24 protein-coding genes are annotated in these 25,361 nt (G+C 72.4%); 11 read left to right on the plus strand and 13 right to left on the minus strand.

Annotation, left to right across the window (positions count from 1 at the left end; translation table 11 throughout):
* Positions 1-10: 10 nt before the first annotated feature.
* From OOJ98_RS07670 to OOJ98_RS07680, 3 genes are all read right to left on the minus strand, one after another.
* The gene (locus tag OOJ98_RS07670; RefSeq protein WP_267053861.1) at positions 11-1,228 is read right to left on the minus strand and encodes a beta-ketoacyl synthase; all 1,218 of its coding nucleotides are present in this window, start codon (positions 1,226-1,228) and stop codon (positions 11-13) included.
* Positions 1,229-1,369: 141 nt separating this feature from the next.
* Positions 1,370-2,581, minus strand: coding sequence for a TerD family protein (locus tag OOJ98_RS07675; protein ID WP_267053862.1), 1,212 nt, complete (start codon positions 2,579-2,581; stop codon positions 1,370-1,372).
* 91 nt (positions 2,582-2,672) lie between these two features.
* Positions 2,673-3,482, minus strand: coding sequence for an NAD(P)-dependent oxidoreductase (locus OOJ98_RS07680; RefSeq protein WP_267053863.1), 810 nt, complete (start codon positions 3,480-3,482; stop codon positions 2,673-2,675).
* A gap of 264 nt (positions 3,483-3,746) precedes the next feature.
* On the opposite strand from OOJ98_RS07680, the gene OOJ98_RS07685 reads away from it, so the two are divergent.
* From OOJ98_RS07685 to OOJ98_RS07695, 3 genes are all read left to right on the plus strand, one after another.
* Entirely contained in the window at positions 3,747-4,721 is a 975-nt protein-coding gene (locus OOJ98_RS07685) for a 5-dehydro-4-deoxyglucarate dehydratase (protein WP_267053864.1), read from the plus strand.
* The gene (locus tag OOJ98_RS07690; protein ID WP_267053865.1) at positions 4,718-5,869 is read left to right on the plus strand and encodes a hypothetical protein; all 1,152 of its coding nucleotides are present in this window, start codon (positions 4,718-4,720) and stop codon (positions 5,867-5,869) included. The genes OOJ98_RS07685 and OOJ98_RS07690 overlap by 4 nt, the downstream gene beginning before the upstream one ends.
* A 212-nt stretch (positions 5,870-6,081) precedes the next feature.
* Positions 6,082-6,870 carry an HAD family acid phosphatase gene (locus OOJ98_RS07695; RefSeq protein WP_267053866.1) on the plus strand — a complete coding sequence of 263 codons (789 nt, stop codon included), beginning with the start codon at positions 6,082-6,084 and terminating at the stop codon, positions 6,868-6,870.
* Positions 6,871-6,924: 54 nt separating this feature from the next.
* On the opposite strand, the gene OOJ98_RS07700 is transcribed toward OOJ98_RS07695, so the two are convergent.
* The 5 genes from OOJ98_RS07700 to OOJ98_RS07720 form a co-directional block, all read right to left on the minus strand.
* Positions 6,925-8,385, minus strand: coding sequence for a penicillin-binding protein 2 (locus OOJ98_RS07700; protein ID WP_267053867.1), 1,461 nt, complete (start codon positions 8,383-8,385; stop codon positions 6,925-6,927).
* Positions 8,386-8,464: 79 nt separating this feature from the next.
* Positions 8,465-9,121 carry a response regulator transcription factor gene (locus OOJ98_RS07705; protein ID WP_267053868.1) on the minus strand — a complete coding sequence of 219 codons (657 nt, stop codon included), beginning with the start codon at positions 9,119-9,121 and terminating at the stop codon, positions 8,465-8,467.
* Between the two features lie 76 nt (positions 9,122-9,197).
* Positions 9,198-10,424 (minus strand): sensor histidine kinase, encoded by a 1,227-nt coding sequence (locus OOJ98_RS07710; RefSeq protein WP_267053869.1) that lies wholly within the window; start codon positions 10,422-10,424, stop codon positions 9,198-9,200.
* A complete protein-coding gene (locus OOJ98_RS07715; RefSeq protein ID WP_267053870.1) occupies positions 10,421-11,419 on the minus strand; it encodes a hypothetical protein in 999 nt (332 codons plus the stop codon). Before OOJ98_RS07715 ends, OOJ98_RS07710 begins: the two co-directional genes overlap by 4 nt.
* 102 nt (positions 11,420-11,521) lie before the next feature.
* Entirely contained in the window at positions 11,522-12,292 is a 771-nt protein-coding gene (locus OOJ98_RS07720; protein ID WP_267053871.1) for an IclR family transcriptional regulator, read from the minus strand.
* Positions 12,293-12,467: 175 nt separating this feature from the next.
* Between OOJ98_RS07720 and OOJ98_RS07725 the strand changes: the two genes are divergently transcribed.
* A complete protein-coding gene (locus OOJ98_RS07725; RefSeq protein ID WP_267053872.1) occupies positions 12,468-13,997 on the plus strand; it encodes an aldehyde dehydrogenase (NADP(+)) in 1,530 nt (509 codons plus the stop codon).
* A 270-nt stretch (positions 13,998-14,267) separates the two neighbouring features.
* On the opposite strand, the gene OOJ98_RS07730 is transcribed toward OOJ98_RS07725, so the two are convergent.
* Positions 14,268-15,644: an MFS transporter gene (locus OOJ98_RS07730; protein WP_267053873.1), complete on the minus strand. Its 1,377-nt coding sequence runs from the start codon at positions 15,642-15,644 to the stop codon at positions 14,268-14,270.
* Between the two features lie 70 nt (positions 15,645-15,714).
* On the opposite strand from OOJ98_RS07730, the gene OOJ98_RS07735 reads away from it, so the two are divergent.
* Entirely contained in the window at positions 15,715-16,674 is a 960-nt protein-coding gene (locus tag OOJ98_RS07735) for a GlxA family transcriptional regulator (RefSeq protein ID WP_267053874.1), read from the plus strand.
* A gap of 48 nt (positions 16,675-16,722) precedes the next feature.
* On the opposite strand, the gene OOJ98_RS07740 is transcribed toward OOJ98_RS07735, so the two are convergent.
* Positions 16,723-17,505, minus strand: coding sequence for a DNA-binding transcriptional regulator (locus tag OOJ98_RS07740; RefSeq protein WP_267053875.1), 783 nt, complete (start codon positions 17,503-17,505; stop codon positions 16,723-16,725).
* Positions 17,506-17,879: 374 nt separating this feature from the next.
* On the opposite strand from OOJ98_RS07740, the gene OOJ98_RS07745 reads away from it, so the two are divergent.
* The 4 genes from OOJ98_RS07745 (at position 17,880) to OOJ98_RS07760 (ending at position 21,113) form a co-directional block, all read left to right on the plus strand.
* Positions 17,880-18,350, plus strand: coding sequence for a hypothetical protein (locus OOJ98_RS07745; RefSeq protein WP_267053876.1), 471 nt, complete (start codon positions 17,880-17,882; stop codon positions 18,348-18,350).
* Positions 18,351-18,422: 72 nt separating this feature from the next.
* Positions 18,423-19,103 (plus strand): bifunctional 2-polyprenyl-6-hydroxyphenol methylase/3-demethylubiquinol 3-O-methyltransferase UbiG, encoded by a 681-nt coding sequence (locus OOJ98_RS07750; protein ID WP_267053877.1) that lies wholly within the window; start codon positions 18,423-18,425, stop codon positions 19,101-19,103.
* 96 nt (positions 19,104-19,199) lie between these two features.
* Entirely contained in the window at positions 19,200-19,910 is a 711-nt protein-coding gene (locus OOJ98_RS07755) for a DsbA family oxidoreductase (RefSeq protein ID WP_267053878.1), read from the plus strand.
* Positions 19,911-20,060: 150 nt separating this feature from the next.
* Positions 20,061-21,113 carry an aminotransferase class V-fold PLP-dependent enzyme gene (locus tag OOJ98_RS07760; RefSeq protein ID WP_267053879.1) on the plus strand — a complete coding sequence of 351 codons (1,053 nt, stop codon included), beginning with the start codon at positions 20,061-20,063 and terminating at the stop codon, positions 21,111-21,113.
* A gap of 106 nt (positions 21,114-21,219) precedes the next feature.
* On the opposite strand, the gene OOJ98_RS07765 is transcribed toward OOJ98_RS07760, so the two are convergent.
* Positions 21,220-21,720, minus strand: a complete 501-nt coding sequence (locus OOJ98_RS07765; protein ID WP_267053880.1) for a MarR family winged helix-turn-helix transcriptional regulator — start codon at positions 21,718-21,720, stop codon at positions 21,220-21,222.
* A 115-nt stretch (positions 21,721-21,835) separates the two neighbouring features.
* Between OOJ98_RS07765 and OOJ98_RS07770 the strand changes: the two genes are divergently transcribed.
* Both OOJ98_RS07770 and OOJ98_RS07775 read left to right on the plus strand, forming a co-directional pair.
* On the plus strand, positions 21,836-22,909 hold the full coding sequence (locus tag OOJ98_RS07770; protein ID WP_267053881.1) for an alkene reductase: 1,074 nt from the start codon (positions 21,836-21,838) through the stop codon (positions 22,907-22,909).
* Positions 22,910-23,007: 98 nt separating this feature from the next.
* The gene (locus tag OOJ98_RS07775) at positions 23,008-23,715 is read left to right on the plus strand and encodes a hypothetical protein (protein WP_267053882.1); all 708 of its coding nucleotides are present in this window, start codon (positions 23,008-23,010) and stop codon (positions 23,713-23,715) included.
* On the opposite strand, the gene OOJ98_RS07780 is transcribed toward OOJ98_RS07775, so the two are convergent.
* Positions 23,690-24,358 carry a hypothetical protein gene (locus OOJ98_RS07780; protein ID WP_267053883.1) on the minus strand — a complete coding sequence of 223 codons (669 nt, stop codon included), beginning with the start codon at positions 24,356-24,358 and terminating at the stop codon, positions 23,690-23,692. The two genes, OOJ98_RS07775 and OOJ98_RS07780, sit on opposite strands and share 26 nt — an antisense overlap.
* A gap of 140 nt (positions 24,359-24,498) precedes the next feature.
* A complete protein-coding gene (gene thpD / locus OOJ98_RS07785; RefSeq protein WP_267053884.1) occupies positions 24,499-25,359 on the minus strand; it encodes an ectoine hydroxylase in 861 nt (286 codons plus the stop codon).
* Positions 25,360-25,361 lie beyond the last annotated feature (2 nt).

Genomic DNA, 25,361 nt, shown 5'->3' on the forward strand with positions numbered 1-25,361 from the left:
CGCCGCCTCCTCAGGCGCGGGCCAGGACGAGGCTCACGTTGTGGCCGCCGAACCCGAAGGAGTTGGCGAGCGCGGCGTCCCAGGACCCCGTGCGGTTCTCTCCCGCGACCACGTCGAGGGTGACCGCCGGGTCGAGGCGGTCCAGGTTGCGGGTGGCCGGCACCGTGCCGTCGCGCAGCGCCAGCAGCGTGGCGATCGCGCCCACCGCGCCGGACGCGCCGAGCATGTGGCCGGTCATCGACTTGGTGGCCGTGACCACGGGACGCGTGCCGAGCGCCGTGGCCACCGCCTGCGCCTCGGCGAGGTCGCCCGAGGGCGTGGAGGTGGCGTGGGCGTGCACCACGCCGATGTCCGCGGGGGCCAACTCGGCGTCCCGCAGCGCCGATTCGATCGCCCGGACCTGACCGGCCACGTCCGACGCGGTGATGTGGTCGGCGCTGGACGTGACGGCCGCCCCCGCCACCGAGCCGTACACCCGCGCCCGCCGGGCCCGCGCGAACCCGGCCCGCTCCAGAACGAGGACGCCCGCGCCCTCGCCCATCACGAAACCGCTGCGGTCCGTGTCGAAGGGGCGGGACACGGCGGCCGGATCCTTGTCCTCGGTCGACAACGCCTTCATCTGCGCGAACGCGGCGATCGTGAACGGGTGCAGACAGGCTTCGGTGCCGCCGGCCACCACCACATCGGCCCGCCCCGCGCGGATCAGGTCGAGCCCCATCGCGATCGCCTCGGCGCCGGAGGCACAGGCGCTGACCGGTGTGCGGGCCCCGCCCCGCGCGCCCAGTTCCATGGAGACCCAGGCGGCAGGGCCGTTCGGCATGAGCATCGGCACGGCGTACGGGGAGAGCCTGCGGGCCCCGCTCTCCTCGAAGGTGTCGTCCTGGCCCAGCGTGGTGAGGACGCCGCCGGTGCCGGTGCCGATCACCACGGCGAGCCGCTCCGGCGCGACGGCGGGCGCGCCCGCGTCCCGCCACGCCTCGCGTGAGCCGATCATCGCGAGTTGTTCACAACGATCAAGCTTGCGGGCCTCGACACGGGCGAGCAGGGTGGCCGGGTCGACGGGCAGCGCGGCGGCCACGCCCACCGGGAGACCGGCCTTCCACCGGTCGTCGATCGGGCCGACCCCGGACGCGCCGGCCAGCATCGCCGCCCAGGTGGTGGCGGTGTCCGCGCCGAGCGGGGTGATCGCGCCGAGTCCGGTGACGAGTACTTCTCCAAGATCACTCATGCTCTCGACCCTGTCAGCAGGAACGGGCCGCCGGGAGGGCGCGGACGCAGCGATTTGTCCGGACGGTGTTGTGGGGTTCCCACAGCCGGCCAGGTAGGGGTCGGGGTGACTGCCGCGCCCGCGCCGTCGGTACGGAGGGGCCTACAGCGCCTCCGCCGACGGCTTGACCATGCCGCGGGCCGTGCGGGACTTCACGAAGGAGCCGACCGCGGTCATCTCCCACTCGCCGGAGAACTGCTTGATCAACTTAGCCATGATCACCCCGGTCTGCGGCTCCGCCCCGGTCAGGTCGAACCGGACCAGCTCCGCGCCGCTCGACGCGTCGATCAGGCGGCAGTACGCCTTGGCGACCTCGGTGAACTTCTGGCCCGTGAAGGAGTTGACGATGAAGACCAGCCCGGTGGCCTCGGCGGGGATGCGGCCCAGGTCGACCACGATCACCTCGTCGTCGCCCGCGCCCTCGCCCGTCAGGTTGTCGCCGGAGTGCTTGATCGCGCCGTTCAGGATGGACAGCTTGCCGAAGTAGCAGGTGTCCAGGTGGTTGCGCTGCGGACCGTAGGCGATCACCGACGCGTCCAGGTCGATGTCCTTGCCGCGGAAGGCCGGCTCCCAGCCGAGGCCCATCTTGACCTGGGAGAGCAGCGGGCGGCCGCCCTTGACCAGGGAGACCGTCTGGTTCTTCTGGAGGCTGACGCGGCCCTTGTCGAGGTTGATCTTCCCGCTGCCCGCGGGGGCGCCGGCGGGAGCGGGAGCGGCGGCGGCCTGCGGCGCCGGGGCGGCGACGCGCGGGTCGGCCGGGGGTGCGGACGGCATGGGGGGAGCCGGGGCGGGCGCGGCGGCGGGCGCTGCGGGCTCCTCGACCGTGACGCCGAAGTCGGTGGCGATCCCGGCGAGGCCGTTGGCGTACCCCTGGCCCACCGCTCGGGCCTTCCACGCGCCGCCGCGCAGGTAGATCTCCATGACCACGAGGGCCGTCTCGGTGCCGAGCCGGGGCGGTGTGAAGGTGGCGATCACGCTGCCGTCGTCGCCGTTGCGCAGGGTGGCGGTGGGCTCGATGCCCTGGAAGCTCTGGCCCGCCGCGTCCGGACTCGCGGTCACCACGATCTTCTCGATGCCCGCCGGCACCGCGGACGTGTCCACCGTGATCGCGTCGGGCCCGGTGCCGCCGCCGGAGCGGTGGGTGACGCCGGGGCCCTGCGGCTGGTTGTAGAAGATGAAGTCGTCGTCCGAGCGCACCTTGCCGTCGGCGGTGAGCAGCAGGCCCGAGACGTCCAGCCGCACGGGAGCGGTGACGTCCACCGTCACGCGGGCGGTCGGGAGCGGGAGGTTCGAGCCGGGGGTCATTGCGGTCATGCCCCGGGAACGAGCGGCGCCGCTTTACGGTTCCTTGAACCTCACCCGAATGTCGCGGCGGCCCTCGTCCCGCTCGGGTGTCCCGGCCCCCTCAGTGCGGCCAGACCGGCGGGTCGGTGACGAAGTGGCCGCCGAGGCGGGCGTGGTCGGGCCTGTCCGGGTCGAGTTCGCCCTGCGCGGCGATGAGCCCGGCCGCGTACGGCTCGGAGTCGTCCCGCGGCGCGTAGCCGAGCGCCCGCGCCGACGAAAGGTCCCACCACAGGCGGGTGTTGGCGGAGGACCCGTACACCACGCTGTGTCCGACGCGCTCGGCGGTGAGCGCGGCGTGGAAGAGGCGGGCGCCGTCCTGCGGACTCAGCCACATCGACAGCATCCGTACGGAGGTCGGCTCGGCGAAGCAGGACCCGATGCGGACCGAGACGGTCTCCAGGCCGTGCTTGTCCCAGTAGAACTGGGCGAGATCCTCCCCGAAGGCCTTCGACAGGCCGTAGAAGGTGTCGGGGCGGTGCGCGGTGGTGACCGGGATCAGCGGGTCGTCGTGCCGCGGCCGGGGGGTGAAGCCGACCGCGTGGTTGGAGGAGGCGAACACGACGCGTCCCACGCCCTCCTCGCGCGCGGCCTCGTACAGGTTGTACGTGCCCTCGATGTTGGCCCGCAGGATCTTGTCGAAGGAGGCTTCGAGGGAGATCCCCGCGAGGTGGAGGACGGCGTCGGCGCCGCGGACGGCGTCGCGCAGCGCGTCCCTGTCCGCGAGGTCGGCGGTGATCGCGTCCGGTTCACCGGGGACCGGCGCCATGTCGAGGAGCCTGAGCCGGTACCCGTAGGCCGGGAGGAGCCCGCGCATCAGGGTGCCGAGCCCGCCGGCGGCGCCGGTGAGCAGGACGGTGCGGGGTGCGGGCATGGGCTCTCCTCGGGGGTTCGGGGCGGTCCGGACGGAGCACCGGCCCCATCGACCTGATGCATCCATGGACATGGTTCACATGCATGGACACGCTAAGGAGCGCGCCCGAACCGCGTCAAGCGACGCGCGCCGCGGTTCAATTCGCCCGAGTCCCGGGGCTGTTCGGCTTGACCCCCGCCTGGCGGCGGGCTTAGCGTGGCATCGTTCAGAAATATAGACATCAGTCAGAACTGTGCACGACGGCCCTTGTCCAGGGAGCAACCCGTGACCTCAGCCCCGCTCGCCGCCCGTCTCACCCATGTCAGCGGTCCGCTGTTCTTCCCGGTGACCGCGTACGCACCGGACGGCAGCCTCGACCTCGACGTCTTCCGTGTCCATGTGAGGCAGGGCGTCGAGGCCGGCGCCGCCGCTGTGTTCGCCTGCTGCGGCACGGGGGAGTTCCACGCCCTGACCCCGCAGGAGTTCCGGGCCTGTGTCGAGGCCGCCGTCGAGGAGAGCGCGGGGCGGGTCCCCGTGGTGGCCGGCGCCGGATACGGCACCGCCCTCGCCGTCCAGTACGCCCGGCTCGCCGAGGAGGCCGGCGCCGACGGGCTGCTCGCGATGCCGCCCTACCTCGTCGTCGCCGACCAGGCAGGGCTGCTCGGCCACTACACCGAGCTGGCCGCGTCGACCCGGCTCGACCTCATCGTCTACCAGCGGGACAACGCCGTCCTCACCCCCGAGACCGCCGTCGCCCTCGCCCGCGTCGAAGGGATCATCGGCTTCAAGGACGGCCTGGGCGACCTCGACCTCATGCAGCGCATCGTCAGCGCCGTACGCTCGGCGGGGCTCGACCCGCTGTACTTCAACGGCCTGCCCACCGCCGAACTCACCGGACTCGCCTACCGGGGCATCGGCATCACGCTCTACTCGTCGGCCGTCTTCTGCTTCGCGCCCGACATCGCGCTCGCCTTCCACCAAGCCCTAGAATCGGGCGACGACGCGCTCGCCAACCGGCTCCTCGACGGGTTCTTCGTGCCGCTCGTGGAGCTGCGCAACCAGGGCCGCGGATACGCCGTCTCGCTGGTCAAGGCGGGCGTGCGGCTCGGCGGTCTCGACGTCGGCGAGGTGCGGCCCCCGCTGAGCGCACCGGACCCCGGTCACGTCGAGCAGCTGGCCGCGCTCGTCGAAGCCGGCCGGGCGCTGCTGCACACGGCCGGGCCGGACGGGACGCCGGCCGACGGGACGCCCGCCGCGTGAAGACCTCCGCGTTCCTCTACCCCTGGGACGTCGTGGGCGATCCGGACGCCCCGGCCCGCATCGCCGACCTGGGCATCGGCCAGGTGACGCTCGCCTCCGCCTACCACTCCACCCGCGCCCTGACGCCCCGCCACCCCCGCCATCGCGTCGTCACGGCCGAACACGCGGCCCTGCTGTACCCGCCGGGCGAACTGTACTGGCGGGAAAGGGAGTTGCGTCCCCATGCCGCCGGTCCCTGGGCGCCGGGCGACGCCTTCGGCCGGGCCGCCGACGCGCTGGCGGCGGCCGGCCTCGATGTCCACTCCTGGGTGGTGCTCGCCCACAGCTCCCGGCTCGGTGCGGACCACCCCGAGACCTCCGTGCTCAACGCGTACGGCGACCGCTACCCCTGGGCCCCGTGCATCGCCCAACCCCGGGTCCGCGGCCATCTCGTCGCCCTCGCCGCGGAGGCGGCGGTCCGCCCCGGCGCATCGGGCACCGAACTCGAATCCTGCGGCTGGTACGGGCTCGCCCATCTGCACGCCCACGACAAGATCGCGGGAGTGCCGCTCGACGACACCGCGCAGTACCTGATGTCGCTGTGCTTCTGCGCCTCCTGTGAGCAGGGATACGCCCAAGTCGGCCTGAAACTGGCCGAGTTGAGGGCCAGGGTGCGATGGGCGCTCGATCCGGTGTGGCGGGGCGGTCCGGTCGGGCACCCGGGCGCGGAGCTGCTCGCGGCCACGCTGGCCTTCCGGGCGCGCGCCGCCCGGGAGCTCCAGGAGTCGGCCGTCGCCGCGGTGCGGGCTCGGGCCCGCGCCGGGTTCCAGGTGCTCCTCCACGCCGATCCCCGGCCCGACCGGTGCGGGGCCAACGTGGGCGTCGACCCGGCGCACATCCTCGGCGTGGCGGACGGCGTCGTGGTGCCCTGCACGGCCGGTCCGGGCCTGCTGGACCCGTTCGCGGCGAGCGCGGCCCCGCGGACGCCGCACGCCGTGCTCGCGGCGAACCTCACCGTGGTCTCCGGGATGGGCGGCCGGCCGGAGGCGCTGGCGGACGACGCCGCCCGCGCCGCGGAACACGGAGCCACTCAACTGCGCCTGTACCACGCGGGGTTGGCGTCGGACGTGGATCTGGAGCGGGTGCGGAAGTCCGGCGCGGTGGGGTAGCCGGCTCGCGGCGCGGCGACAGGAACAGCCGCCCCGCGACCACAAGGGCGGCGCCGCACCCCGTCCGCGATGCCCGTGCGGAGCGGCGGACCCGCTCTCCGGCCGGACGCGTACACCACGATGCGCCGTGAAACCCCGTCAAGGACACAGTGCGGCAAAGATTTCGGCATTTCCCCTGGCGGGGCGCGTGTGATGCGCGTAGACAAGCGGCCATGCGCATTCTCACCAAAGCCGCGGCGACGACCGCTGCCCTCTCGCTGACCGGTGCCGCCTTCTACGGCGTCGGCGCGGCCTCCGCCGACAACGCCACGCCGAAGTCGGACCGCGAGATCCCGAACATCACCAAGGTCGAAGACAAGATCAACGCCTACTACGGCGGCGCGGTGGACGCCTCCGGGGCCTACCAGGCCTCGCCCAAGAGCAACTACGCCAAGCAGGTCGCCGGCATCGAGGCGCGCGCCAAGCGTCAGATCAAGCACGCCGCCGAGCACCCCAGGCGGGACGGCCGTAAGCCCGCCATCGTGCTCGACGTCGACGACACGACGCTCCTGACGTACGACTACGAGAAGAAGAACGGCTTCGCCTACAACGCCGCCGCCTTCGACGCCTACGTCCAGAGCGCGCAGTCGATCGCCGTGTTCGGCATGCCGGACCTCGTCAACTACGCCGCCAAGAACGGCGTCACGGTCTTCTTCCTCACCGGCCGCGACGCCTCCCAGCGCAACGCGAGCGCCGTCAACCTGACCAAGGCGGGCTACGCCGTGCCGGTCGACGCCGCGCACTTCTTCCTCAAGGACAAGGCCAACCCGCCGGCGTACCTGAGCTGCGCCAAGCCCACCTGGACCTGCTCGACCGTCGACTACAAGGCGGGCACCCGCAAGCACATCGAGTCGCTCGGCTACAACATCGTCGCCAACCTCGGCGACCAGTACACCGACCTCTCGGGCGGCTACGCGGACAACACGTACAAGATCCCGAACCCGATGTACTTCCTGCCGTAACACGCGGCCGGCGGTCCGGCCCGGGGCGCACACCGTCGTGCGCGCCCCGGTGGATCACTGCGCGGCCAGCGCGGCCTTCATCATGGCCTGCGCGACGGGGCCCGCGAGCCCGTTGCCGCTGACCTCGGAGCGCTCGGCGTCGGAGTCCTGGATGACCACGGCGACCGCGACCTCCTTGCCGGACTTCGGGTCCTTGGCGAACGAGGTGAACCAGGCGTACGGCTTCTTGGAGTTGTCCACTCCGTGCTGGGCCGTGCCCGTCTTGGCGCCGACTTCGAGGCCGGGCGTCTTCGCGTTGGACGCCGTGCCGTCGGTGACCACCGAGATCATCGCGCTGTACATCGCCCGCGCCGTCTTCGACGACATGATCCTCTCGCCGTCGGAGTCGGCGTACGACTGGAGCGTGTTCCCCTTGGCGTCGGTCACCTTGGACACCATGTGCGGCGACGACAGCACGCCGTCGTTGGCAATGGCGGCCGACACCATGGCCATCTGCATCGGTGTCGCGGTCACATCGAACTGGCCGATGCCCGACAGGGCCGTGGACGACGCGTTCATGTTCTTCGGATACACACTCGCCGAGGCGCGCACCGGGATGTCCAGCTCGGCGTCGTTGAAGCCGAACTTCTCGGCCATCGCCCGCACCTTGTCCTGGCCCAGATCGACGGCCATCTTGCCGAACACGTTGTTGCAGGAGTATTCGAGCGCCGTGCGGATCGAGGCGTTCGCGCACGGCGCGGACGCCGACTCGTTGCGCAGGTCCGTCGTCGTGCCCGGCATCCGGTACGGATTGGGGCTGTCGGTCCTGGCGTCGATGTCCGGATAGAGCCCGTTCTCCAGCGCCGCCGAGGCCACCACCAGTTTGAAGGTGGAGCCCGGCGCCAGCGGCTGGCGCAGCGCCCGGTTGAGCATCGGCTGGCTCTTGTCGTCGGACAGCTGCTTCCAGGCGTCGCCGGCGGCCGACGAGGACCCCGCGATCTTCGACGGATCGAACGAGGGGGTGGACACCATGCCGAGGACGCGCCCGGTCTTCGGGTCCATCGCGACCGCCGCGCCCTCCTTGTCGCCGAGCGCCTGGTATCCCGCCTTCTGCACGGCCGGGTCGATGGTCGTCAGGACGTCGCCGCCGGGTGCGCGCTGCCGGGTGAGCGCGTCGAAGGGGCTCTGCATGCGCAGATCGCTGCCGTCGAGGATCTTCGAGTAGATCCCCTCCAGCTGGGTCGACCCGTACACCTGCGACGCGAAGCCGGTGACGGGCGCGTACAGCGGCCCGTCCTTGTAGCTGCGCTGGTAGGCGAGGTCGCCGCTCTTCGTCCTTTCCGAGCCGGTGACCGGGGATCCGGCCACGATGATGTCCCCGAGCGGCTGCGAGTACTCCGCGATGGTGTTCCGCCGGTTCAGCTTGTCGTCCGCGAGGGCCTGGCCTTTGTAGTACTGCACATAGGTGGCTCGACCGAGGAGGGCGAGCACCATCAGCAGACAGAAGACCGAGGCGCGCCTGATTGTCTTGTTCATCCCATACGCAAGACGGGCGGGCCGGAGTGCCGAGTTCCTGCCGCGCCGGTTTCTCAGGAAACCTTCATCGGTGCGGCGCTCACCCCAGGGGCCGCACGAACCCGGATTCGTACGCCGCGATCACCGCCTGGGTGCGGTCGCGGGTACCCGTCTTGGCGAGGACCGAGGCGACATGGGTCTTCACCGTGGCGGGGCCCACACCCATCCGCCCGGCGATCTCGGCGTTGGTGAGCCCCGCCGTCATCAGCCGCAGCACCTCCGCCTCCCGCTCGGTAAGACGAGCCGCCCACGGAGCGGTGAGCGACGCGGGGGAGTGCCGTGCGGCCAGCGCGCGCAGCCGGGACGGGAACAGCAGCGAATCGCCGCGCGCCACCAGACGGACCGCCTGGATCAGCTCCTCGGCGGCGGCCCGCTTCAGCAGGAAACCCGAGGCTCCCACGCGCAGCGCGTCGTACACGTAGCTGTCGTTCTCGAACGTCGTCACCACGACGATCCTGGGCGGCGCCGCCATGGCCGACAGGATCTGTTCCGTGGCGCGGATACCGTCGATCTCGGGCATCCGGACGTCCATCAGGACCACGTCGGGGCGGGTGGTCCGCACGAGGGGAAGCGCCTCGGCGCCGGTGGCCGCCTCGCCGACGACCTCCAAATCGGGCTCGGCGTCGAGGATCACCCGCAGCGCGGTACGCACCATGCGCTCGTCGTCGGCGATCACCACCCGGATCGTGTCGTTCATCGCGTTCCCCCGATCGTCCGTCGTGTCGTGCGCCGGTCATCGCGTACCGCCGATCGCCGGTCGTGGCGCGCGGCGGTCATCGGCCGCCGCCGAGCGGAAGGCTCACGCGGAGCCTCCAGGCACCCCCCTCGGGGCCCGCCGTGACGCGGCCGCCGAGCAGGGCGGCCCGTTCGGCCATGCCGCGCAGACCACGGCCGCCGCCGGGGCGCACCACGGGCGTCGCGCCCGACACGGGGTTCTCCATCAGGATCTCCAACTCCCCACCGCCCATGGACACACGCAGGGTCACGGCCCGAGCGCCGCTGCCGTGCCGGACGGCGTTGCTCAGCCCCTCCTGCACGATCCGGTACGCCTCACGCGAGACCAGCTCGGGCACGGACGCCGGATCGCCCTGCGAGACGTACGCCACCTCCAGGCCGGTGCGGGCCACCAGCTCCCCGAGCCCGGCGAGTCCGGGCGTGGCGAGGTCGGTGTCGTCCTGGCGCAACAGGCCGAGCACGGCGTCGAGTTCGTCCACCGTGCGCCGGGCGGTCTCCTCGATGGCGGTCAGCGCCTCCCGTACGAACTCCCGGTCGTCGTCCAGGACCCGGCGGGCGGCACCGGCCTGGAGGGTCACCGCGCTCAGGGCGTGACCCACCGCATCGTGCAGCTCCCGGGCGAGCCGGTTGCGTACGGCCAGCTCCGCCGCGCGCTGCTCGGCGGCGGCCAGCCGGTCGGCGGGCGTGGGCCCGAGCAGGACCGGCGCGAGCCGGGCGAGCAGCGCCCCGGCCGCCGCCGAGCAGGCCGCGAGCCCGAGCAGCACCGTGATCCCGGCGAGCGGCGCGAGCGCGACGCCCCAGTCGGTGGCGAGCGGCCGGGTGGCACCGTACGGGGTGGAGCGCAGGCCGGGGAAGGCCGGCAGCACGATCAGGAACACCGCGAACGGCGGCAGCGCCAGGCTCATCCCGCTCAGGATCCCGCCGACGCCGACGTGCAGCGTGTACCAGGCGGCGGCGCGCAGCCGGGCGTCCCACGAGCGGGCGGGCCGGTCGGCGAGGGTCCCGGGGTCCACGGCGCACAGCGTCCGTACGCCGAACACGAGCAGCGGCCGCGCGATCGGCACCAGCGCGGTGACGGCGGGGAACGGGAGCGAGACGGCGAACGTGACGAACGCGAGCGGGAACGAATCGAAGGGGCTGACACCCGGGCCGAACGCGCCGACGACGACCGTGCCGACCAGGAAGTACGGCATCAACAGGGCGCCGCCGATGACGAGATGGACCCAGCGGAGCCGGGCCCTGGCGTCGAAGAGGGTACGTATCACGGGGTGCCGGCGGGGCTGTCCGGGCGCCGGGAGCGCGCTGCGAGGAAGCGGGCGCCGAGGGCGGCCACGGCCAGACCGGTGATCATCTGCACAGCGTAGGTGAGGTTCATCAACGGGGTGGGCCGGTCCGCCGCTCCGGCGCCGAGCACAGAGGACGAGAGCCAGAGCCAGCCGCCCCAGCAGGCGGTGGCGCCCGAGCCGAGCCAGGCCAGGGCCAGCGGCACCCGCAGCGCCAGCGACCCGCCGAACCCGAGGGCGAGGATGAGGACCCCGGCCGCGGCCGGCACGGTGAACGCCGCGAACACCGCCTCCAGGACGTACTGGTCGGCGCCACGCCCCGAGGCCAGGGAGGGTGTCATGCCCGCGGCCGAACCCGTCGCCCACACCGTGTGCGTCACCGCGGGCAGCAGCGACAGGGTCGCCACGGCGAGGGCTACGGGCCGCGACGCGGGCGGGGCGGCGCCGGGGCCGTTCACCGCCTCGCCGACCCGCCCGCTCCACAGGTGGCCCCAGCGGTCGCGGGCGTACAGCGTGAACAGGGCGCCCAGGGCGATGCCTTGGACGATGAATCCGGTGTACACGACGGCGAAGACCCACTCGTGGAGGAAGGCCGCGCTGCCGTCGTCCGGCGGCCTGACGCCGTTGCCGCCCAGCGCGCGGACCAGGAGCTGGAGCGGGTATCCGGTCATGACCGGCGCGAGCAGGCCGGTCGCGAGCCACATCGGTACCACCAGCAGCCACGCCTTGACCCGCAGGCCCCAGGGGCGGGTCAGCAACAGGGCGAGGACGATCACGCAGCCGTCCATGAGCACGGATCCGCTGTTGCCCACGGCCGTGCGGGCGCGGTGTTCCAGCAGGACGCTGCCGTCCGGGATGCCGAGGTGGCTGCCGCCTGCCCAGAGGATCTTGAGGGCGATGTAGGGGAGGCAGGCGGCGATGGCGCTCGCGCGGAGGATGCGGCGGGCGGGGCCGGGGGTGTCCTGGGTGAGGGGCATGCCCCTCACGCTCCCGCGCGGAGGGCGGCGCCGGCGTCGTGCTGCGGGGGGAGGGGCTCCGCCGCGCGGGGGAGGCGCCTCACCCGCCGCTCGGCCGTGGGGTCACAGGCGGCGGGTGGCCAGGGTCAGGCGGTCCCGGGCGTCGAACAGGGCGTCCTTGACGGTCTGTTCGTGGGCCGGGGTCAGGCGCGCCACCGGTACCGAGCAGCTGATCGCGTCGCGGGCCGGGGTGCGGTACGGGATCGCGACGCCGAAGCAGCGCAGGCCCAGCGTGTTCTCCTCGCGGTCCACGGCGTACCCCTGCTCGCGCACGAGGTGCAGCTCCTCGATGAGCTTCTCGCGGTCCGTGATGGTGTGCTCGGTGAGCTGCTGCAACGTCTCCGGCAGCAGCTTGCGCACCTGCTCGTCGCTGTGGGTGGCGAGCAGCGCCTTGCCGAGCGAGGTGGAGTGGGCCGGGAGCCTGCGGCCGACGCGGGTGAAGGGCCGCAGGTAGTGCTGGGACTGGCGGGTGGCGAGGTAGACGACGTTCGTGCCGTCGAGCCGGGCGAGGTGGATCGTCTCGGTCGTGTCGTCCGAGAGCCGGTCGAGGGTGGGGCGGGCCGCCGCCACGACCTCGTCGCCGTCGATGTAGGAGGTGCCGACGAGCAGGGCCCGCACCCCGATCCCGTACCGGGTGCCGGTCGCGTCGGTCTCCACCCAGCCGAGCTCCACCAGGGTGCGGAGCAGCATGTAGAGGCTGGACTTGGGGTAGCCGACCGCCTCCTGCACGGCGGCCAGGGAGTGCATTCCGGGCCGTCCTGCGAAATACTCCAGCAACTCCACGGTTCGCACCGCGGACTTGACCTGTGCTCCACCCGCATCGGCAGCCGACATCCAGCACCCCGCTCCTTCTCGCCGAGGCTTCTTGCCAAGGCGGAACGCCCGTTAATAGAGTCCCAGCATATTGAGCTTATTCAGCATCGGGAACACTGTTCAGAATACCGAACAAGTCCTGGTGGGCGGCAGTAGCGGACCGGCAGTAGCGGACCGGCAGCGGAAGGACAACGCGGTGAGCGCAGCAGCACCAGTCTGGAGTGTCGACCCCCGAACGGGGAAGCCGCGCGAAGAGGTTGCGGTCGAAGCCACACCCGAGGAGGTCGACCAGGCGGTCCGGGCGGCCCGTGCCACGCTCGGGGCGCTGGCCGACCTGAGCGTACGCGCCGTCTTCCTGCGGGCCGCCGCCGACCTCCTGGACGCGTCCGCCGGCCATGTGGTGGAGGCCGCCGACGCCGAGACGGCGCTCGGTCCGGTCCGTCTCACCGGTGAACTGGCCCGCACCACCGCCCAGTTGAGGGCGTTCGCCGAGGCGGTCGAGGAGGGGGCCTTCCTCGACATACGGATCGACCACGCCGACCCGTCCCGGACCCCGCCGTGGCCGGACCTGCGGCGGATCAAGATCCCGCTCGGGGTCGTCGCCGTCTACTCGGCCTCCAACTTCCCGCTCGCCTTCTCCGTGCCCGGCGGCGACACCGCGAGCGCGCTCGCGGCCGGCTGTCCGGTCGTCGTCAAGGCGCACCCCGACCACCCGGCCACCTCCGAGCTGTGTGTCTCGCTGCTGCGCCGCGCGGCCGTCCAGGTGGGACTGCCCGAGGACGTCGTCGTCCTCGTGCACGGCTTCACCGCGGGTGTCGAGCTCGTACGCCATCCGCTGGTGTCGGCCGCCGGGTTCACCGGCTCGGTGCGCGGCGGGCGGGCCCTGTTCGACGCGGCGGCGTCGCGTCCGGTGCCCATCCCCTTCCACGGTGAGCTCGGCTCCCTCAACCCCGTCGTGGTGACGGCGGCCGCCGCCGAGGAGCGGGGCGAGGGGATCGGGGCGGGGCTCGGCGCCTCGATGACCATGGGGGTGGGCCAGTTCTGCACCAAGCCCGGCTTCGTGCTGGCGCCCCTGGGTGCGGCGGGCGACGCCCTGCTCAAGGCCCTCACCGCGGCCGTCAGCGACACCGACGCCGGGGTCATGCTCGACCACCGCATGCGCGACGCGTTCGTGGCGGGGGTCGCCGAGCGGGCGGCGCTGCCCGGAGTCGAGGCCCCGGTCACGCCGGGCGCGGGCGGCGAGCACACGGTGAGCGGCGGCTTCCTGACCGTGCCGGCGGCCCTGCTCGCGGCCGAGGGCGAGCACGATCTGCTCCTGGAGGAGTGCTTCGGGCCGGTCACGGTCGTCGCCCGGTACGCGGACGCCTGGGAGATCGGCGCGGTGCTCTCGCGGTTGCCCGGCAACCTGACCGCCACGCTCCAGCTCTCCTCCGCCGAGGCGGACGGGGAGGGCGCCGGTGCCCAACTCCTGGCGGAGCTGACCCAGTTGGCGGGCCGTGTCCTGGTGGACGGCTGGCCCACCGGTGTCGCGGTCGCCCCCGCCCAGCATCACGGTGGGCCGTATCCGGCGACGACCTCCACCTCCACGTCGGTGGGCGCCACCGCCGTGGAACGCTGGCTGCGCCCGGTCACGTACCAGAGCACCCCGCAGGCCCTGCTCCCGCCGGAGCTGCACGACGACAACCCGCTGGGGCTGCCCCGCCGAGTAACCGGCCCAGGAGTCTGACCCCGCAGGGCTCCGCTCCGCGGTTCGGGCGCGGACCGCGCTCGCTGCCCGCGCACTTCCCCGCGCCCCTGGGTGCTTGCCCTTGGCGGGGTGCCCAGTCGCGGCCACCTCAGCCCGTCCGGCGTTTGAGGACGAGCGCCCTTCAGGTGCGAACGGGGTCTGGGGCGGAGCCCCAGGATCCTGAACCTCAGCCGTCCACAACCCCCGGAGGGTTTCGGGAAGGGGCGGGGTGGGGCATCCCGGGGTCCGGGGCGGAGCCCCGGCAACCCCTCAGCCCCGCGCCGGGAGGCGAAGCGTGGCCAGCGCCGCCGCCGCGAACAGCGCGCACGCGAGCAGCAGGCTGAGCCGCAGCCCCGGCACGAACCCCGCCGGCCCCGCCACGAGGGAGCCGAACACCGCGATGCTGAGCGCCCCCGCAACCTGCCGCCCCGCATTGAGCACCCCCGCCGCGAGCCCCGCCCGCTCCGGCGGCAGCGCCTCCAGCATGGCCGCGGTCAGCGCCGGTATCGAGAGGGCGCAGCCGAGCGCGAGCGGGACCAGCAGGAAGGCCGCGAGCAGCGCAGGCGTGTGCCCGTCGGTGAGCAGCAGCACCAACAGGCCCGCCAGGGACAGCAGTTGCCCCGCCAGGATCGGCACGCGCGGGCCGTACCGGTTGGACAGCTTCCCGGACAGCACGTTGGTCACCGGGATCAGCACCGTCATCGGCAGGAACATCAGCCCGGCCGTCAGCGCGGAAGCGCCCCTTACCCGCTGGAAGTACAGGCTGAAGACGAAGACGACGCCGTAGAACGCCACGCTGGCCGCCGCGCCCCCGCCGATGGCGACGACCACCGCCCGGCTGCGGAAGAGCCCGAGCGGCACCACCGGATGCGCGACGCGGCGCTCGATCAGCCAGAACGCCACCCCGGCGGCCACCGCGACGGCGCCCGCCGCCATCCCCACCGCGCCCTGCTCGATCACGGCGAAGGCGAGCGCGGCCAGGGCCACGACGGCCGCCAGCTGGCCCGGCAGGTCGAGCGGCGCGGGGCGGCGCTCGGCGCGCGGGGCGCGGGCGGTGAGGGCGAGGGCCGCCAGCCCGAGCGGCAGATTGATGAAGAAGATGCCCCGCCAGTCCCAGACCGTGGTCAGCGCGCCGCCCGCGACCGGCCCGAGCGCGACGGCCACCGAGCCGCCCGCCGCCCACAGCGCCACCGCCCTGGCCCGGCGCCGCGGCTCCGGATAGGCCTGGCGGACGAGGGCGAGCGAGGCGGGCAGCACCACCGCGGCCGCCACGCCCTGCACGACCCGCGCGCCGATCAGCACCCCGAGGCTCGGCGCGAGACCGCAGGCCGCCGATGCCAGGGCGAAGACGACCGTGCCCAGTGCGTACGCCTTGGCCGAGCCGACACGGTCCGCGAACGCGCCGGTCGACAGCATCAGCGCGGCGAACGCCAGGGTGTAGGCGTCCACCACCCATTGCAGCCCGGACATCCCGCCGCCGAGGTCGCCGCCGATCGCGGGCAGCGCGACGTTCACCACGGAGGCGTCCAGGGTGATCAGGGCGAAGCCCAGCAGGGCGGCGCCCAGGGTGAGGGCGGGGGAGGAGCGCGGCTTGGGTGTCAACTCGCGTCCGGCGGGCGGTGCTTGAAGTGTGGGGTTCGCAGACATGTCCCCAGCTTGGCGAGTGTGTGCCGCGTACAGTAGTGGCCCGAATGCCATACGTCCGGAGGTTCTGGCCATGCCGCTGCACCGGGTCGCCGTCGTCGCGCCCTCACCCGTGTCCATGTTCAACCTGGCCATCCCGGAGCTGCTGTTCGGCAAGGTGGAGATCGACGGCGGCCCCGGCTACGAGGTGGTCGTGTGCACCCCGGAGCCGGGCCCCGTCGCCACCACCGGGGGCCTCGACCTGCACGTGGGCCGGAGCCTCGACGCGGTCGAGGGCGCCGACACGGTGCTGGTCGCCGGGACGGGGCAGCGCTACGAGGTGGACCCGCGCACGGTGGGCGCCGTGGCGGCCGCCGCGGCCCGGGGCGTGCGCGTGGCGTCCATCTGCAGCGGCGCCTTCGTGCTCGCCGAGGCAGGACTGCTCGACGGGCGCAGCGCCACCACGTACTGGGAACTCGCCGAGGAGCTGCGCAGGCGCTATCCGGCGCTCGACCTCAAGGGCGACGTCCTGTACGTCCAGGACGGCAACGTGATGACGTCCTCCGGGTACGCCGCCGGGATCGACCTGTGCCTGCACATCATCCGCACCGACTACGGCGCCGCCGTCGCCAACGCGGTCGCCCGCCAGGCGCTGGTCGCCCCGGTGCGCCCCGGCGGCCAGACCCAGTTCACCCAGACCCCGCTGCCCGTGGAGCGCGGCACGGCCTGCGCGGACACCCGGGGCTGGGCCATGCGCAACCTCGACAAGCCGCTCACGCTCACCGACCTGGCCCGGCACGCGGGCGTCAGCGTGCGCACCCTGACCCGCCGCTTCCACGCCGAGAGCGGGGTGAGCCCGCTCCAGTGGCTCCTGCACCAGCGCATCGAACGGGCCAAGGAACTCCTGGAGACGACCACCCTCCCGATGGACCGGATCGCCGAAGCCAGCGGCCTGGGCAGCGCGGACTCCCTCCGCGCCCACATCACCCGCCGCACCGGCCTCACCCCGACCGCCTACCGCACCACCTTCACCCGACTCACGGCCGCCGCCTGAACCGGGACGGCCCTGCCCCGCAGCCGGCGGAGGCGAGCTGAAGGCGCCTCACTCGGGCGGACCGCTGTACCGCTCCAGGGTGGCCTTGCTGGTGGACCGGTCGACCAGGCTCAGTTCCCACGGCCCGGTGTTCACATCGAAGTCCTTGCCGAACCCCACCCACTTACCGGCCATCCGCCGACCGGTCGGCTCCACGAGCAGTTGGACGGCTCCGTGGTATCGGGCGCCGTTGTAGTACCCGTCCGCTGCCGTCTGCTCGACCCATGATCCGGTGACCACGTTCCGGTCCACGGTCAGGTCCAGCGTCAGAGGGCTCTCCGGGTTGCTGGACGCTCCCGGGAGGCTCTGGGCTGTCAACCGGTTCCCGTGCTGCACCAGCACGACGTAGTGCTTGCCCTCGAACGTCTCACCCCGGCTGGAGGAGTAGTACTCGTACTGGCTGAGCCACACTCCGGAGAACGTTCCGTCCCCCGCTTGGGCTGCTGCCTGAGCGGGGGCTGCGGCAGCAGAAATGCGCCCGGGTCTTTCGGCGTCCATGTCATGCCCTCCTGCCTTGTCCGGGTGGACTCTCATCATCGGCACGGGCAGGGCGAAGCCCAACGCCTCGACCGGACGCCCTGTGACCCGCTCCAACGCCCTCGCGTACACGCCCCTTGGAGTTCTACTGGTCCCCGCCTCCCAGCGTTGCACCAGGCGCTTGGATGCCTCGTTCGGCTCGCTGAGTTCCGCGCCGGCCCGGCGGATGGCCTTGGCGAAGTCGTCCTGGCTCATGCGCAGGCCGATACGCACGGCCCGCAGCACGTCATTCGGCACCGCGGTGGTCGTCGTCATGACGTCAAAGCTAGACCGAACTTGCCTCCAATGACACCCAATTGACGCCCCTATGGGTGTCATTGACGTCCCGCCGAAGGACACCCGGGTGACGCCTGTTGGGTCGTCGCTGTGCCGCGCTTCCCAAGAGCAGTATCTAGGCGTCGCAAGGTAGCCGAGCAGGGAGCGTGGGGAGTGGCAGGCGAGTTCAACAACCAGGGAATGACAGTGCGCGTATCTCGCGACTCGGGTCAGACCTGGGGCAGGAAGGCCACCTTCTCCACTGATGAGTGGGGAACGACGTTCACCTCTGAGGTTTCCACGGCATGGCCGCCGTGCAAGTGCCTGCGCTGCAAGCCCTCGTTGAAGCACCATCCGTCCAGGAAGGAAGAGACGTGACGATCACCCACGAACACCCGACCGAGGTCTTGAACCTCATCGGTCCGGACGTGTGCGCCGTGCTCATCCAAGACGTACGGAAGGACTGGCCCGAACTCACGGACGACATGGGCAGGCGCGGCGTCAGCCAGATGGTGGCCTTCCTCGCGACCAGCGCGACCAGCGCGACCACGGATGACCCGCTGACGCCCTCGCTGCGTGTGGACCTGTTCTGGCACCGGTTCCTCAAGCGCACCGTGCCGTACCTGGCCTTCTCCCGGGCGCTCGGGGTCGACTGCATCCACCACATCCCCGACGACTCCGAGGGAGGTGTGGACCCCGAAGCGGGGTGGACTGCGATGAGGACCACGACAGCCGCGATCACGGCAGCCGGCTTCACCGTCGATGCCGAGTTCTGGCCGGGCACGGGCGCGGCGGACTGCTCGCAGTGCCACGCTGGGTGCACCGACAGCCCCGTGAACAAGTAGCCCCCAAGAGTGGTGGCCGTCCGGCAGAAATGTCGGGCGGCTGCAGCCGTGAGCCAGAGTGGAGACCAGCAGATGGCGGACAGTCGTAGCGCCGCGTGGGACACCTACTCCCAGTCCAAGCCCCAACGCCGTGTGACGAACGCCAAGGGGGAGGCGACGTGGTTCAACTGGACTCAGCATGCCGACCACGGGCCCGGTGCCGAGTTGCTCTCCCTCGCCGTCGGCGAGCGGGTTCTCGATGTCGGTTGCGGGTCCGGGGGCAATCTGGCTCACCTTGCCGCGCAAGGCATGCGGGCGGTTGGCGTGGACCTGTCCCCAGCTCAGCTCGGCAAGGCCCGTGAGCGTTGGTCCGACCTGAGCGGGATGGAACTGCATCAGGGCGACGCCCTGGCCTTCATTGCGGATTCGCCTGCGCCGTTCGACGCCGTGTACTCCGTCTTCGGAGCTGCCTACTTCACCGATCCCGGGCTCATGCTTCCCGCCGTTCACAGCCGCCTTGTTCCAGGCGGCGTGTTCGTCATGTCGCAGCATCCCGCCGTCGAGGGCTGCTACGGCTGTCAGGCGTCCTACATCCCGCGCGGAGCGGACGAGGACCCGGCAGTGGTCAAGCGGTGGGACTACCCGCCGGAGACGTGGGCGACGATGGTCGAGTCCCACGGTTTCGACCAGGTGACGGCCACGATCTTGCCTGCGCCTGCCGAGGGGAAGCGGCGGATCGGGACGCTGCTGATTCGGGGGATTCGGAAGCCTTGACGCGTGGCCGGCGCGGGAGGAGCCGCCCGGGGAATGGGCAGGGCGGGGGCGGCGTTGTCGGGGAGGTACGACGTTCAACAATCTGAGAGAAGTGACATGCGCGTCGAGATCTGGAGCGACATCGCCTGCCCCTGGTGCTACATCGGCAAGGCCCGTTTCGAGAAGGGCCTGGCGGAGTTCGCCCACCGGGACGACGTCGAGGTGGTGCACCGCTCCTTCGAGCTCGACCCCGGCCGGGCCAGGGGTGAGGTCGGGCCGGTGATTCCGATGCTGGCCAAGAAGTACGGGCGGACCATCGAGGAGGCCCGTGCGATGGAGGCGAACGTCGCGTCCAACGCGCACGCCGAGGGGCTCGGCTACCTGGCCGACGGCCGTGACCACGGCAACACCTTCGACATCCACCGGCTGCTGCACCTGGCCAAGGCGCGCGGCCGTCAGAGCGAGCTGCTCGACCTCGCCTACCGGACCAACTTCGCCGAGGAGCGCTCCGTCTTCGACCCGGAGGTCCTGGCCGACATCGCGGTCCGGGCCGGTCTCGACGCCGCCGAGGTCCAGGCGGTCCTCGGCGACGAGAACGCGTACGCCGACGAGGTGCGCGCCGACGAGCGCGAGGCCGCCGAGCTGGGCGCCAACGCCGTGCCCTTCTTCGTGCTGGACCGCAGGTACGGCATCTCCGGCGGACAGCCCGCCGAGGTCTTCACCCAGGCGCTCGAACAGGCCTGGCAGGAGCGCACCCCGGCCCTGAAGACCCTCACGGGCGACGACGCCGAGGCCTGCGGGCCGGACGGCTGCGAGGTCCCCCGCTGAGCACCGGCCCGGCTCCCCGCCGCGTCCGCGCGATCGATCCGCAGGGCCCGTCCGGGCGGCGCGACCCGGCCAAGGCATAAGGCTCGCTTGGGGATATCCGCCAAAATTGCCCAATTGACGTGAGGTTGCCGGGGATTCAGGCTGGAGTGCATGGAACTGGACTCCCTCGCGCCCGGCGAATTCGCCCCGAAGACCACCTACCTCAACACCGCGAGCACCGGGCTGCTGCCCGCGCGGGCCGTGGCGGCCATGAACGAGGCCATCGCCGCCGCGGCCGCCGGGCGCCCGACCGACATGTTCGGTGACGTGGAGGCCGCCCGCGCCGCCTACGCCCGGCTGGTCGGCGTGCCCGTGCGGCGCGTCGCGGCCGGCGCGTCCGTCGCCGTCTACGCCGGTCTCGTCGCCACCTCCCTGCCCGAGGGGTCCGAGGTCCTCGTGGCGGAGGCCGACTTCAGCTCGGTGGTCAACCCGTTCCACGTACGCCGCGACCTGAAGGTGCGCACCGCCCCGCTGGAGAGCCTCGCCCAGGCGGTGCGGCCGGGCACCGCGCTCGTCGCGGTCAGCGCCGTCCAGTCCGCCGACGGCCGCATCGCCGACCTCGCCGCGATCCGGGAGGCGGCCCGCACCCACGGCGCCCGGACCCTCGTCGACGTCAGCCAGGGCGTCGGCTGGTACCCGGTCGACGCGGGTGCGTACGACTACACGGTGACCGCCGGCTTCAAGTGGCTGACCGGCCCGCGCGGGGTCGCCTTCTTCACCGTCCCCGACGACCTCGGCGCGCTGACCCCCGTCTTCGCCGGCTGGGTGGCGGGCGAGCGCCCCTGGGACAGCTGCTACGGCCCGGTCGAGGAACTCGCGCACTCCGCGCGGCGGTTCGACGAGAGCCCCGCGCTCTTCTCCTACACCGGGGCCCGGCACTCCCTGGCGCTCCTGGAGGAACTGGGCATCGAGCGCGTCCACGCGCACAACACCGCGCTCGCCGACCGCTTCCGCGCCGGGCTCGCGCCGCTCGGGTACGAGCCGGTGGCCGCGCCCGGCTCCGCGATCGTCTCGGTGCCCGGACTCGGCCACCGCCAGGAGGAGTTGAGCCGCTCCGGCATCGAGCTCTCGGACCGCGCGGGCAACTTGCGCGCGGCGTTCCACCTCTACAGCTCCGCCCAGGACGTGGACCGACTGCTCGCCCTGCTGTCCCCGGCCCGCTGAGGCGGTGGTCCCGGTCCGCCGGGGTGGCGGTGCGCCGGTCCGCCGACGTACCGGCACGGGCTGACGCGCTCGCTCACCGGTCCGGCCGCCGGGCGGCCCCGCGGGCTCAGCCCCCGCAGCCCGCCTCGTCGCCGGCCGAGCGGCACAGGTTGGCCTCCACCTTGCCCAACAGCCGTGCCAGTTCGGCCCGTTCGGCCTCGTCGAGGCCGGCCAGGGTCTGCTCCTCCAGCTCCGTCCAGGCGTCGCGCACCCGCTCGTGCAGGACGCAGCCGTCGTCGGTGGCCTCCACGAGCGAAGCGCGCCGGTCCTTGGGGTCGGGGGTGCGCCGCACATAGCCGGCCTGCTCCAGGCGCTGGAGCATCTTCGTCACCGTCGACGGATCGAGTTCGAGCAGCTTGATCAGCTGGGACTGGCGGGTGGCCCCCGCGTCCCACAGGTACATCATCAAGAACTCCTGCCCCGGGTAGAGCCCGATCGAGCGCAGCTGCCTGCCCGCCGCGATGCGGTGCAGCCGGGCCACCCGGGAGACGGCGTGGCTGAACGGGCCGCCGCGCGCGGCGCTCGGCAGACGGGCGGAATCGGGACAGACGGGGTCGTCGGAGCTCATGCCCACCAGATTACCTTGGTCGGCCAATCAATGGGTTACAGTGGCACTCGGCGGCGATACTTGGCCGACCACATAAATCCGCTCTCCACCCCTGCCCGTCTCCCTGGAGGCCGCTGTGACCACCGCATTCGACCCGATCGACCTGGCCGGCACCCCGCTCGCCAACCGCATCGCCCTGGCGCCGATGACCCGCAGCCGCGCGCACGGCGCAGGCCGCACGCCGACCACCTCGATGGCCGAGTACTACGCCCAGCGCGCCTCCGCCGGGCTCGTCATCACCGAGGGCGTGCAGCCCTCCCCGGTCGGACAGGGCTACCCCGACACCCCGGGTCTGCACAGCGCCGAGCAGGTCGCGGCCTGGCGGAAGGTCACCGATGCCGTGCACGCCAAGGGCGGCCGGATCTTCGCCCAGATCATGCACGCCGGCCGGATCGGCCACCCGGACCTGCTGCCCGACGGCCTGATCAACGTGGCGCCCTCCGCGGTGGCCGCCGAAGGCCAGGTCTACACCCACGAGGGTCCGAAGCCCTTCATCACTCCGCAGGCGCTGAGCGAGGACCAGATCCTCGTCACCATCGGCGAGTTCGCCACCGCCGCCCGCAACGCCGTCGAGGCGGGCTTCGACGGCGTCGAGCTGCACGGCGCCAACGGCTACCTCATCCACCAGTTCCTCGCGCCCAACACCAATGTGCGCGAGGACGGCTGGGGCGGCTCGGTCGAGGGCCGCATCCGGTTCGCGGTCGAGGTCACCAAGGCGGTCGCCGCCGAGATCGGCCCCGAGCGCACCGCGATCCGCCTCTCGCCGGGCAACCCGTACAACAGCATCGACGAGCCCGAGCCGCAGGCGGTCTACACCGCGCTGGTCGACGCCCTCGAACCGCTCGGTCTCGCCTATCTGCACCTGCTCGAAACCGCCCCGGAGCGCCGGGAGTTGACGCTGCGGCTGCGCAAGGCGTTCTCGGGGGTGCTGATCCTCAACGCCGCCACCGAAGGCCCGACCGGGCCCGAGGCGCTCACCCTGATCGAGGACGGCACCGCCGACCTCATCTCCTACGGGGCGCTCTTCCTCGCCAACCCGGACCTCCCGGCCCGGCTCGCGGCCGGCGGCCCCTTCAACACCCCCGACGTGTCGACGTTCTTCGGCGGCGACGACCGCGGCTACCTCGACTACCCCGCGCTCGGCGCATGACGCGTGCCGCATGACGCGTGCCGCATGACATGCGCCGCGCGCGGTGCGGCGCGTGAAATTCGCTGGTCACGGCCCGGCCGGAGATGGAGGATCGGGCCGTGATCATCCACACGGACGCCACGGAGCAGGCCCGCGAAGCCGCCCGCAACAACGCCGCGTGGTGCGCCGCGCTCTGCCGCGCCCACGGCATCACCGGGCTCGCCGGGCCGCGGGCCTGGACCAGCCCCCGCCGGACCCCGCTCTACTATCCCGACGCGGTGACGCTCACGCCCGGGGCCTCGCCCCAGGACATCGTCGGCCACATCGACCTCACGGCGCCCGGCGCCTCGGTCAAGGACAGCTTCGCGGCGCTCGACCTCACGGCGCAGGGGTTCGACGTCCTCTTCGACGCCCAATGGATCCATCACCCGGCCCCGGGGGCGGCCGACGGGAACTGGCAACGCGTCGTCGACCCGGACGAGTTGGCCGCATGGGAGCGGGCCTGGTCCGACGGGGGGAGCGCGGGCCTCTTCCCGCCGGCGCTGCTCGCCGACCCGGACCACACCTTCCTGGTGGACCGCGACGAGCGGGGAGCGGTGCGGGCGGGGGCCGTCGCCACCCGGAGCGGCGAGGTCGTGGGGATCTCCAACCTGTACGCCGTCGAGAAAGACCCGGAGGCGGCATGGGCCGGCTGTCTCGCCACCGTCGCCCGGCTCTGGCCGGGGCGCGAGGTCGTCGGCTACGAGAGCGGCGAGGACCTCGCGGCCGCCCTGCGCGCGGGCTTCGCCCCGGCGGGACCGCTCAGGGTGTGGCGGCACCGGAGCTGAGCGGCTCCCCGTACCAGCGCCAGCGCTCCGGGCGCTCCCGCCCCGGCAGGTCCCCGCGGCCGGTCGCCCAGAGCAGCACCTGCCAGCGGTCCTGGTCGTCGGGCACGTCACGGAAGAGCCGGGCCAGCACCCGGTCGCACAGGCCGGCCGGGGGCGTCCAGGTCAGCCCGAGCCCCTCGGCGACGTCGTGCGTGTGCAGCAGGGTCTCCACGATGCCCATCGCGCCGAAGCCCTCGGGGTCGGAGATGCCGAAGCCGTGATGGGCGCGTACCTCGGGCGACGTGGTGCGCACCATCGCGGTGAGCAGCGCGCCGCTCGCCTCCAGCGTCTGGAGCAGGCCGGCCGGTCCCGCGGCGCGGTCGGCGTGCACCGCGTTGCGGGGGCCGCCGGGCCGCTTGGCCTCCCACAGGAACGGCACCTCGCCGTCGAGCGGAGGCTGGGCGGGCCCGATCTGCGCGGCGTAGGCGAACAGGTCGTCCGAGAGGTGCTCGACGGTCTCCCAGCAGTCCCACTCCAGCGTTCCCGCCTTCGCGCTCCAGTCCGCGGCGAGCCCGGCGCGCAGCGCGGTGACGGAGAGCCGTACCGCGTGCTCGACGTCGGCGGCGGTCACGGGAGTTCGGGAAGGTTCATCGACCATCGACATGGGGGGACCGTACCAACGATCTCTGTGCGCGGGGGGAGACGGCTTCCAGGCCGGGGGTCCGGGGGGGTGGCCCCGGACCCCCGGCCTGGAGGTCGTTCACCGCACCGGCGCGCGGTCCGCCGGTGCCGCTTCACCGCCGGTCACTTCACGGGGGTGAAGTCCCGCGCTCCGATGAACTCAGGACGCCGGATCGGCGCGGCGAACGGCTCCACCGCGGTGTTCTCGACGCTGTTGAAGACGATGAACACGTTGCTGCGCGGGAACGGGGTGATGTTGTCCCCGGAGCCGTGCATCGCGTTGCAGTCGAACCAGGTCGCCGATCCCGCGCGGCCGGTGAACAGCTTGATGCCGTGCCGGTCGGCCATCTTCGTGAGCGCCTCGTCGGACGGCGTCCCCGCGTCCTGCATCTGCAGGGACTTCTTGTAGTTGTCCTTGGGGGTGGCGCCCTCGCAGCCGAGGAAGTCCCGGTGCGACCCGGGCATGATCATCAGGCCGCCGTTGGTGTCGTGGTTCTCGGTCAGCGCGATCGAGACCGAGACCGTCCGCATGTTCGGCAGACCGTCCTCGGCGTGCCACGTCTCGAAGTCCGAGTGCCAGTAGAAGCCCGAGGCGCCGAAGCCCGGCTTCACATTGATCCGCGACTGGTGGACGTACACGTCCGAACCGAGGATCCTGCGCGCCATGCCCACCACGCGCTCGTCGCTCACCAGACGCGCGAACAGCTCGCTGAGCCGGTGGACCTCGAAGACCGAACGCACGGACTGCGACTGCGGCTCGATGATCGACCGCTCGTCGGCGCGCACCGCGGGGTCGGCGATCAGGCGCTCCAACTCGGCGTGGTAGAGCGCCACTTCGTCGTCGGTGAGCAGATCCTGGATCGACAGGAAGCCGTTCTGCTCGAAGGATTCGAGCCCGGCCGACGGTCCCCAGACGACGGGGTCCTGGCGGGGTGTGATCACCTCGGCGGCGCCACGCGTGGGGTAGAGATCCTGGGCAGTCATGG

This window comes from Streptomyces sp. NBC_00083 (genome assembly GCF_026343295.1).
Classification (GTDB): Bacteria; Actinomycetota; Actinomycetes; order Streptomycetales; family Streptomycetaceae; genus Streptomyces.